The sequence below is a fragment of the Flavobacterium aerium genome (assembly GCF_030766725.1).
Taxonomy (GTDB): Bacteria; Bacteroidota; Bacteroidia; order Flavobacteriales; family Flavobacteriaceae; genus Flavobacterium; species Flavobacterium aerium.
In genome coordinates, this window is the sequence record NZ_JARQWR010000012.1 from 137,411 (window position 1) to 148,389 (window position 10,979).

The window sequence follows — 10,979 nt, forward strand, 5'->3', positions numbered from 1 at the left end:
ATTTTGTACGTTTGATATATTGCAATATAAGGAACCTCCTTACTACAATGTGCCCTGACAAACCAACTAATTGAAATCTTTATCAATGGACAATAAAACAGTAAACGACTTTCATCAAAAGATGACAGATGAGCGACTTAACAATCACCATGCTCATGAACCTGAATTAAAAAGGATATATCGAGAAATCATATCTGATATGTCAGCTGACTATTCAGAATATACCAAGCATGTACCAAATTTTTTGTCAAGCTTAGAAGCCAACAATCCGCACTCAATTTCTTACTCATTATTACAATTTTTTGAATTATATGAGCGGTTATTGAGCACAAAGCAATTCAGTCCCTTCGACTTAGCTATAATGGATTATGAAGCGGATAAAAAAACAATTGCAAAAGTGAAACCAATTTTTGAAGCATCTCTTTCAAAGAATAATCAGCAAAGATTGTCTGAAGAAAACTTTGACATCTCAACATTAACTGCCGTAGATAAAAAAGAAATGTCGGCACTTATCATTCATAAACTTCAAAATGATTCCAAACAATTGAATTGGACCCGTGAAATGGTAGATGACACCATGATGCAGTTAACTTTTTTACGGCAAATATTGGGTTCACTTCATAATAGTGAATTATTCTACCATGCAGTCGGATTATTTATTGACAGGTTGACATCTTCGGAGTACTATCAAGCTGGACGGGATATTGCAGAAGAGATAATAATTTCATCCTACAAAGATGGTATGCCTGAACTAGGTTATTTTAATTCATTTCGCTTATACTCAAATGTTGGCAGCATACACTCTGCCTTATTATATGCTAACCTTAGTATCACATGCATACTGAATAAGCCCGCTCCATATTCTGAAAAGTATATAAAGGAAATCATTTGGCAGGGAATTAAATTCTTCAGAAATGTAAAACTTTATCCATGGGCAGCAAAAATATATAGTGAAATCCCTGTTGAGTTAATTTATACTGGCCATGAAAGAAGATCTCTTGATCACAGTTACTTCATGTTATTACTAATGATGTTGGAGCCATCTCTACCGCCAAAGTTGCTAGACTATATGCATAAAGAGAGGGAGAAAATAATTAGTGGCGGAATAAATGAAGCATTACCTTGGCTATTGACACTATACAATGTAAGAAGACTTTATCCTAATGCTGATTTCAGCGTAACTGGTTTTGGGTTCTTTCTTAGCATTTTTGAATTAATTGTTCCTTCTGAGACAATTAAAAAATATAAAGATATTATTGAAGGAGTTTCAGAAGAGCTTAAAAAGCATCTCAAGGAATCACTGGTTAAGCTAAATGAAACTAGAAACACCACTGACTTTGTATATGATAATGAAATTGCAATCAGGATTTCAAATCGCTTGATTGAATATAGTAAAAAAAATGAAGATGCACCGGCATTTCTTTTGTCAATGATGTTAAAGTCAGACTATAGTATCTTATTCAAACAAAAAGAATCGAAAAAACTTGCTCCACTAATACTGCCTGAAATAAACGTTGATAGTTTAGAATCACTTTATGAAAATAAGGATTCCTTTTTGCAAGCGTTTCCAGTCAAGATAAGCAAATCAATGAACTGGATTGGTTTTTCAGAAGGTAAATTATACCAGCTTCAGCTATTCAATAATGAATACAAATTTTCTTCTTTATATGATTGGAATCATGATGAATATAAAGAATTACTTAACAGCAATTTTTTCGTTGATCTTAGCTTCGATGATACAATAAAAGATAAAGGTGGTGTAAGACAGATTTCACCTGAAGAGTTTGATGAGGAAGAAAAAAATATGGCCAAAAAACTAAGTATAGGCAAAATTCAAGTTGATGAACATGCCGAAGAAGTTTATATAGTGAAGGACATGGAACTATCTAGCTATCCTCACAACTTGTTACTGAATGAAAAGGGTGATTTTATAGCGAAGAATATTCCAATAACAAATGTACTTTCAACTGAATGGTTACTTCAAACGAATGGTTTTCTGCCATTACCGGCATATTTTAGTAAGTCTATTTGGATTCCAATTGAAAGTGGCGATTATCCTCTAAGCTATTTGTTCAGTAATATTGAAAAAACTTTGCAAGACAATTCGTTCAAAGTGTTTAAAGAAGTTGAACTCACCAAACCTCTTTCATCCGATATTAATATTGTTTGCTCCCATGGCGCTAAAGATATTTCGGAAACTCAAATAGTGTTCCAAGAAAACACTGCTACCTATGATCTTAATTCTATTATAGGAGAAGGTAAAATTCTGATTTTTTTTGTGTGTTATTCAGGATCAATGAAAACAGAATTTTTTAGAAACAATATTACCTCAATGGTTAAGAGATTTATTGCTCAGGGGTACGAGTCTGTTATTGCTCCTTATTGGGCTTTGGATGTTACGATTCCAAGATACTGGTTGCCTGAATTTTTAGAATCCCTTGATCGAGGTCTAACCACATCTCAAGCAATGTTTAATGCTAACAGAAAAGTATATGCTCAATATCCTACTCCAGCAGCTTGGGGTTGTTTGCACTTATATGGAAATCCAAATCTTAAGATTAAAGAGTCTTGATAATATCCAACATCTCCCTTCCATATCTAAATAAGACAGGAAAATGCTACTTTTAAAATACAGCTTTCGTAGAAAGTTAAAAAAAAATCCAATTTAATAGAAATGGCTAATAAAAAATGAACGAAAAGATTAAAGAGTTTAGTTTAAATGCAATAGCACCTTTACTAAACGTTTCAGAAAAAGGAGCAACGCAGATTTACCAATTTGACATTGATTGTTTTGAAATGAAAGATTACAACTATGTAAATGTTTTAAAAGAAAGTGATTTTTCACATATTTTTGATGTGGTTACAAAAATCGTTGGACCTTGTGTATACTATTTTGAAATTGTATCGGGTCATACTCCCGAAGAAATAGTAAATAGAGTCACAGAATACAAATTGACCCAAAATTCAAAAGCCGTACCTGCTATCAAAAAGAATTTTCCACATAGTAGAGTTCTCTATGTTGGCAAAGTCAAAAAAGGAATTTGGGGAAGACTAGTTCAGCACTTAGGCTATTATAAAGTTCAGGGAACACAAGGACTCCAACTTTTCTATTGGACAAAAGGAACAAATGTTTCTTTGAGAATGAATATATTTGAATTTGAGCAGGAAATGGCTGACTATATGGGAGTTTTAGAGCATAAGCTCGCAAAAGAATTGAAACCAATTTTGGGAAAACATAATTAATTATATATTATCAATTTAGAGAGATGAAACAACCCAAAATCTATTTTGATAAAGAAACTTATACTTCTGTTCTTTCACAATCAATTTTGGAAGCATATTGGCAAAATACTGCCGGAATATTTACTTTAAGAATAGATGAAATTGGGAAGAGTTCCATCCATTAATAATGAAAAAGTAAGTGATAAATTTTGACATGCAGTAGAACTTCTTGATAATTTTAAAACTACACAAAGACTAACTGTCAAATAAGTTTTTAGTTTATAATTGATTAAACAAATATTTATGTACATAAAAAATAATTTAAAAAAAGTTGATTTTAACCTCTCACCAGAAATAAATTAAAAATGCAGGAAATTAATTCGAAATTTAAATCAATAAGGATAAATTTACGAAAAGAAGGGGCAGATATTTGTGAAGATGTATTTCGAAGATTTCATCCCTCAACAATTAGAGGTAAAAAAGAAATTTGTATTTTCTGTAATTCGACTTCTCAACTTACTAAAGAGCATGTTCTGCCAAGATGGGTATTTCAGAAAAGTACTACGTCCGAATTTATTTCCAGTGTAAATCGACAATCCCAAACATATAACAAATCGGTAATTCCAACTTGTTCAGAATGCAATAATTCAATTCTTGGATATATTGAAAATCATATGATAAAATCGGTTGAAAGATTACAATTTTGTGAAATTTATGATGAAGACGATTTATCCAATAGCATTCGGTGGTTAGAGATAATTGATTATAAGGCACAAGTCTACGACTGTCGTAGAAAATATTTTAAATATGGCAAATCAGAATATGATAAAGATTGGGGAATATTTCCTGTTGCAATGATGCGGCATTTTATCGATATGAATCCATTTAAAGTTCACACGTATATTCGAAGTGCTCAACGACGTATTACTGTTAAAAATAAAAACAATAGACTCAATTCACTTATTATTTTTGACACTTTACATCCTCATCTTAATTTTTTTACCAAACCAAATGAATATGTATTTGTGAGTTTTCCAACTTGTAAGATTGCTTTATTCTATTTTTTAAGAAAGAACTTTAATCTACTAGAAGATGCTGAAAAAGAGGCACTGTATATAATTTCAATGGTTGCTAAAACATAATTTTAAACACATTACCTTAATAAAATTTCTAAAATGGATAATCTCACTACAAAACAAATTAAAACACGTTGGACTGATATCAAAAAACAAATTAATGAAAGGCAATTATTAGCTTACAGAGTTGGTATTGCATTAGAACAATGGGACACCTACATGTACTCAATTCCAAGTGATATTGAAGTAAATAGAATATATCTTGCAATACAGGAAGACAGGACAGCAAAGACTCTTAGAATCAAAAATGGACTTTCAAAAATTGTAGGATACCGAGAGTCGGTTCAATTCGCTCGTAAAAGTGGGGTATCAGATTCTTATATTCGTAATATCATTGAAGGTAAAAATATAATGGCTGGTTATGATATTATAAACAAATTGGAATTATTCCTTAATAACGTTTTACACGATTTCGAATTATCAATTGAGAACCCTTTAACTCTAAAAAGTTATTCCCAAGACTATTTAGGAGAAATTGCAAGTGAAGTAAATAAAGTTGCAGAAAATTTACGTCATTATTGTTTTAAACTATCAGAAATGGCAAGGAAACAAGAGTTGGATAAAGATTGGCAAGGAAACTCAATATCACCATCAAGGACAATAGAATATTCAATGGAAAGTTTAGCTGAATTAAAAGCAAAAGTAGACACATTTTGGAAAGTATATATAGAAAAGCAAGCCAAATAAAAAGGTAGTAGTATTTCACTAGCTGTGCAAGTGAGGCACTACCTAATTAAAATTAGAATGTGTGGTCAACGTAGAGAATTATTTCTCAAAAACATTCGGTCAGATTTTCATTCAGTATTTTGGTCAATATCTCGTTTATTTTAAAACGAAATTTTTAAGGATTTCGGATTTTGTCTTTTATGTCTTGCAGCTCCCGCTATTTTATAAAGTATTTTATTTATAATAACTACACAGTATTTGTTATCCCTTACCATATTTTCGGAATGCTGCAATTGTTTGATATATTCCATAACTAATAAATATACGTGATAACCAAAGTACAAGTTGAATTTTCCATTCATTATTTAAAGTAGAATATTTTTCTAGTTCTAATTTTGGAAAAGAGCTAATAAAAATTACATAATCTTTATAATCTTCATCAAAACAAAATTGCATATTTAGAGTTCTTACGTAGAGAATAAAAAATAAAAGGCCGGTTGTCAATGTAAAAACAACTCCGCGAAACCAACTATTACCATTGTTATTGGATAAATAATTTAAAAGTAAAAGAATGCTGTCAAATCCAAACCTTTTACTTAAAAGTAATTGTCTATGTTCTAATGATTCAAATTTACTTGCTATATCAATATCTCCTTTTGTTTTGGCAATCTTTTTTAATTGATTATAAACGTTCTTTAAATTTAATATTCTTAACGACCTTTCTTTAATTCCATAGCCTGCTATTGGATTTTTACTTCTCGCTAATATCTTATTCGGATATTTATAAAAATTTGCTCCGTCAATATTACTATCAGCAATGATAATTTCACTAAAAAGATTCACATCAGAATTTAGAAAGCTCATTTTTCCAGAAGTAGTATTTTGAATAACAAAATAATTACCTGTCCTTATATTTGAAAATGATAGTATTCCATTATTTTGATAATCATTTAAATATAGGGTGTTAATATCGATGTCTTTAAAAAAAATATTCCCAAAGTTAATTCCACTCAATGTAATATCTGCATATAATCGTTCTATCACTATACTACCCTGATTTATTCCGTCTATACTTAACATGGTTAATTCTGCATTATCCTTATTATTTTTGTAATTGTTTAAGTTTAGCACTTCTTTATAATTACAGTTTGAAGTATTAAACATTTCTATTTCTGAAATGTTTACAGTAACATCTTTTTCAAAATTGGAAGAATGGAATGTTAGGCTTTTAATTTTAATATCTCTTGGTTTTGTTTCAACAATACTTAGGTCATTTATATAAATTATACCATGAAAAGAACTTCTATAAAAACTTACATATTCAAAGGCTCCATCTTCGAAATCGATTCGGCTCTGAAAGATTGAAGATTCAAAATAAAGATTTGAAATGCTTACTGCTTTGCCAAATTCAATCCTTTTTTTGAATTCCCCTTCGAAGAATACATTATCATAACTACTTCCTTTAAATATAATCTCAGAGAAAACGTTAGAGCATTTTAATTTCAACTCTTTAAATTGATTTTCTACAAGAAACTCAACTTTTGATTCTCGATGAGAATAATTACTATTAACATCATTAATAAGAACGTTTTCTACATTTGATGATATTATTTGTAATTCTCGATAATCACCATTTAGTTCTAAGTGTTTTCCTTTTAGACCTCTAATAGATAAAAAATCTGCAGTATTAGAAACAACATCTATATCTTGTGAATTACACCCAAAAAATGATATAAAATGAAAGGTTGATTTACCTAGGTAAAATTGTTTTTCAAAATGACAATCAAAGAAACTTATTTCTCTAGCAATAATATTTTCGAGTATTAGAGGATTCTTGAAAATACAATTAGAAAATGAAATATTTCCTTTTGTTTCAAAACTTCTTTCATCAACAAACTCTAAAAAGGTTCTGTTTTCAAATTTCACATCACTTTCTGATGTTGTTACAAATATTGATTCACTCATTCTAAGTTCTGTTTTAAAGGCTAATATTTTTGGGAACATCAATTTATCAATCAACAGAAGATATTCTGGATGTCAGCTCTCTCAAACTTAGCCCATATTTTTCGGTCAGTTCACTAACCTTATTAGTGAACATGTCAGACATATTTAGCCAATAATCTTCTAGCATATTTTTTGGAATTGAAAGGCTATCGTCTAAATTATCGAGATATTCACTTGTTCTGTAATTTTAATTACTGCTAACATTTCACTGTCCTAGCTGGCCTTATTTTTTTTAACCGGTTTTACAATTCCAGACATTCCAACATCTTTTTTTGTGTAATAGTCCTCAATTTCGTCTCGATATGAATGAATGAATATTTTTTCATTTTCTTTTTCGACACCTAAAGGGAATTTATTTTCAAAAAAGAAACCTAAAATATCTATTTCATCTTGAAATTCAACATCATTTCTTTCATATAAACTTAATCGATTATCTATATATGTCTTAAAGTCATTTTCATTTTCTATTAAATCAGAAAAAATCATTAAATCATACAGTGAAACAATCCATGTCCATTTATAAACAGAACTTAATACACCAGACTCGATTAAATATTTCAAGTTAACAGATACAGTTGACAAATGTTCATACATTACAGAAATTTTAATAATCTTATATTTTTTAGATTTATCAATTACCAATTTGTTCTGCTTGTTGTTTGCATTATACCTAAATTCAGGAGTTTCATTATCTTCTATAAACTTTTCAGCCCTATAACATTGATATGAACCTTCATTTACAGTGTCTGTTAATCTGTCTTTTAATCCTAAAATTGCTCCTCTACGATGTTTTTTGTTTAGTTCCCCAGCTTTAACTTCAATTATGTAAATTGTATCTTCGCCAATGCCTAAAATATCTAATTCTGGCTCTTTCGCTAAACCATCTTCGACAATATTGTATTTTAGAGAATGATAAAACTCAACACTTGGAAGAAATTTTTCAAAAAGTAATTTTGTTTTTCTTTCAATGTAATTATCACGTGAATTTGCAAAAGAGTTTCCTTTAAATGAATGTTCATAATAAACAGGGTCAGCTACCTGTAAAAGGTTTGCAGTAATATTAAAAATATTTCTAAATGGAAGACTTAATGAAAAGCAATAAAATTTATCTTCAACTTTAATTAATGGTTTTGTTTGGCTTACAGAATCACCTAAAATAAAACCACCAAACTTGCCTTTTAAGAATTCAGAATTGTCACCAAAACTGTGAGATAGTAGATTAAAAAGCTTTTTTTCTTTTTCGGTTTTGGGAACAACCCAAAATAATCGATTATATCCTTCAATATAATCTAGAGGAAGTAGTGAAGGCCCTTCTGGATGCCCGTCATCATATAAATCTAAATTATCAGAGACGAATTGTTGCATAAAATGCTTTCCTGATGACATCATTTCTTGCATTACTGCTTCTTCACCTTTTTCATCACTCCATTCTACAAATCTTTGATGTGCTAAATAACTTCCAAAAGCATTTCCAATTTTAGAAGCAACTAATGAATCTAACTTCCTGATTGTATTAAAGATATCAGCAGAATCAAAACCATAGTATTGCTGTAAAAAATCATTATGATAAGAGAATGTTTCTTCAAAAATTTCGGATACATGGGATTGGTAACCGTCACCACGAACATGCATGGCATCTTCCATTACAGCAATTTTTAACCAATGATCAAATTCGCTACCGCCTTTTGGATTTTCTGCGGACATTTCATAAAAGCCAATATTAATTTTTATTTTGGATAACTGGTTTTTTATTTCAAGGATATTTTCTTCAGTTGGAATTACTCCAAAATTTATATTTGGACTTGCTGATGCAATATTTAATGCATATTCAAGTATGACTTCAATCTCATCATCTTCAACTATTTTTTCTTTTTCAGCATGTTCCATATCTGGACCATTATATCCTTCCATGATTTGATTGTGAAGGTTTGGACTAGCTGAAATAAGTTTTGAGCCCAATCCTCCTAAGACATAAATTTTATCATATTTATTTATTAGTAAAATTGCTAAATTTATTTCATCTTTAATCCAATTAAAATACCTTTCTCTGTCAGTTTTTGCTTGTTCAACAGCATATTTCCATTGCGTCTTAAATTCTTCATTTATGTAAAAAGGGTCATCCATCTTTTGTGGTTTTCTATGGTTTTTCCTACGCTTGCTGGTAACCAGTTTATAGCAACCATAAAATTAAGGAATTGATTTCTATCAGCGTTAGAAATATTATTTTTAAAACTAAATTACTTATTTTCCTTTAATTTGGTTCGTAAATAATCTTATCCAAATAGCAGATTTGTAATCATGTTTGCAAAGATTAACAGTTAATTTTCAAAATACCTATTGTCATAAAATACCGAAATAACTTCTAAACACCATTTAAGTTTTTTCCTTGATTAGTTTCTCAAGTAGATTTTTGTCCATAAGATTCATCAGAAAATTAAAAAGCTAAAAATAAAAGGGATGAGTTCAATACTCATCCCTATAAAGTTAATTTTATTTAATAGTAATTACTGATTATCAATCTCTTTTAGTTTCGAAGAACAAAAACTACAGAATTGCTACATTAACGAAATTGTAAATCCGAAAAATTTACTAATGATAGTAAATTTACATTCTTATTTTCTCATCATAATGATTATAGTTATAAACTTTTAAAATTTCTTCTAAATACTTTGCGACAACTTTATCACTAAACCCAGATGATAAAAATTTTGAAATTTCTTTGAGTGATTTTGAAAATTTTTTCAAATCTATTATTTTGAAATTCTTCCCTTTCTTCAAAATTATATACGTGAAAGAGGGACTCTTGTTGGTATATAATCTATAAATTCCTTTGTGGGTATAACCCAATATTTTATCTTCAACTATCTCATGAATGAAAAATTTTTCATTGTTATTTTTAATATCAATTTCACCTTTCGACAACAAATATTCTTTTGAGTCCTTATTAATTCGCTCAACTACTTCGGGTTTGTCAACCATTTGTGAAAAACATAATTGGCTGAAAAACATTATAAATACTATAGTGATTTCTTTCATTTTATTATTTTTTTAATTCTTTCAATTCTTTTGCAATCTGATAACCTGTTGCGGTTGGGACTTTTTCCTTATCTCCCTTTTCTTCCATTACTTTTGCATTTTCGGCAGTTGTATGGTCAATTTCATGTCCTACCACTACACCAAGCATCTCATCAAAATTTAAGCCTTTTAAAGCATCGTCTTTCATGGTTCCAGATGATAGTTCACTCATTAAACCTTCAATGTTTGCAACTTTAATAGTAATGTCCGCACTAGTTACAACTACTTCTTCTACTTTTCCTGTAAATGGGTCAGAAGCTGCATCATAATTATTAGTTGTAACTCCTAACGTATAACTCCCATCTTTCCCCTTAGAAGCTTTAGAGGATAAATCAACGTCTAAAGTTATGGGAGCTTCAGAGTTAACTAATTTACCGAATTGCTCCCTACCTTTTTCAGTAGACTGCAAAGAATTTCCCACTCTTTTATCGTTATTATTCGCAAACTTTGTATATGCTCCTTTACCTCCGTTTGCTTTTGGGTCATAAACTTGTTCCGACTTACCATTCACCATTTTTCTCCAATCATCAGCCTGCATACCATCGGGGTCAATAAATCGCATTGGGTTGTCATAACAATATGTATAAGGTGACCAACGTCTTGATGTTTCCGATTTTGGGTCAATGTTCATCCATCTACCAAGTGCAGGGTCATAATTACGTGCTCCATAGTCGTAAAAGTTAAGCCCCAGCTCGTCTTGGAGTTCCTTGCCGTTGTATTTATAATTATACAGAGAAGGAACAAGGCTATTAAAGGCGACCGGAAGCAATGCCGGCATATTGTTGGCATTACTTTGCCACAGGATCAACGTATTATTATAATTGGTATGCTTTAATCCAAAAGGGTAATAATTGTTTTCCTCCAGTATGGTAAGAA

The 10,979-nt window shown here is 30.2% G+C and carries 9 protein-coding genes; 5 read left to right on the forward strand and 4 right to left on the reverse strand.

Features of this window, described 5'->3' with window-relative positions; genetic code table 11:
- Window positions 1-85 precede the first annotated feature (85 nt).
- The 5 genes from P6733_RS16020 to P6733_RS16040 all read left to right on the forward strand — a co-directional run bounded on the left by P6733_RS16020 (window position 86) and on the right by P6733_RS16040 (window position 5,045).
- Window positions 86-2,572 carry a hypothetical protein gene (locus P6733_RS16020; protein ID WP_306353959.1) on the forward strand — a complete coding sequence of 829 codons (2,487 nt, stop codon included), beginning with the start codon at window positions 86-88 and terminating at the stop codon, window positions 2,570-2,572.
- A gap of 116 nt (window positions 2,573-2,688) precedes the next feature.
- On the forward strand, window positions 2,689-3,243 hold the full coding sequence (locus tag P6733_RS16025) for a hypothetical protein (RefSeq protein WP_306353961.1): 555 nt from the start codon (window positions 2,689-2,691) through the stop codon (window positions 3,241-3,243).
- 23 nt (window positions 3,244-3,266) lie between these two features.
- Entirely contained in the window at window positions 3,267-3,407 is a 141-nt protein-coding gene (locus P6733_RS16030) for a hypothetical protein (protein ID WP_306353962.1), read from the forward strand.
- Between the two features lie 180 nt (window positions 3,408-3,587).
- Entirely contained in the window at window positions 3,588-4,364 is a 777-nt protein-coding gene (locus P6733_RS16035; protein ID WP_306353963.1) for a hypothetical protein, read from the forward strand.
- Window positions 4,365-4,397: 33 nt separating this feature from the next.
- A complete protein-coding gene (locus P6733_RS16040) occupies window positions 4,398-5,045 on the forward strand; it encodes a hypothetical protein (protein WP_306353964.1) in 648 nt (215 codons plus the stop codon).
- 240 nt (window positions 5,046-5,285) lie between these two features.
- Here the strand turns inward: P6733_RS16040 and P6733_RS16045 are convergent, their stop codons facing one another.
- The 4 genes from P6733_RS16045 to P6733_RS16060 all read right to left on the reverse strand — a co-directional run.
- Entirely contained in the window at window positions 5,286-6,950 is a 1,665-nt protein-coding gene (locus P6733_RS16045) for a hypothetical protein (protein WP_306353965.1), read from the reverse strand.
- 291 nt (window positions 6,951-7,241) lie between these two features.
- Complete coding sequence (locus tag P6733_RS16050; RefSeq protein ID WP_306353966.1) at window positions 7,242-9,152, reverse strand: hypothetical protein; 1,911 nt, start codon at window positions 9,150-9,152, stop codon at window positions 7,242-7,244.
- A gap of 480 nt (window positions 9,153-9,632) precedes the next feature.
- Entirely contained in the window at window positions 9,633-10,064 is a 432-nt protein-coding gene (locus tag P6733_RS16055; protein ID WP_306353967.1) for a hypothetical protein, read from the reverse strand.
- Window positions 10,065-10,068: 4 nt separating this feature from the next.
- Window positions 10,069-10,979, reverse strand: a 911-nt coding sequence (locus P6733_RS16060; RefSeq protein ID WP_306353968.1) for an RHS repeat domain-containing protein, incomplete at its 5' end; no start/stop codon positions are given.